General features: G+C 40.3%; 1 pseudogene. It reads left to right on the top strand.

Annotation, left to right across the window (positions count from 1 at the left end):
- Window positions 1–278: pseudogene (locus ACKX14_RS15720) on the top strand (lysine 2,3-aminomutase); the annotation flags it as partial.

The raw sequence follows: 278 nt of genomic DNA, 5'->3' as shown, positions 1-278 counted from the left end.
ACAGAGAATCACTGATGACCTTGTAAACATGCTTAAAAAGTATCACCCAATCTGGTTGAACACACACTTCAACCATCCGAATGAAATAACACCTGAATCAACAGAAGCATGTAGAAAGCTAGCAGATGCAGGAATACCACTGGGTAACCAGTCAGTTCTTCTTAGAGGAATAAACGACTGCCCACATATCATGAAGGATCTTGTTCAAAAGCTAACAACAATAAGGGTAAGACCATACTACATCTACCAGTGTGACCTTTCAATGGGAATAGAGCACT

Source organism: Thermorhabdus hydrogeniformans, assembly GCF_049310025.1.
GTDB lineage: Bacteria > Bacillota > Thermosediminibacteria > Thermosediminibacterales > Tepidanaerobacteraceae > JBJYKD01.
Note: the sequence above shows the minus strand (reverse complement) of the source record. Positions and strands in the feature narration are given on the sequence as shown.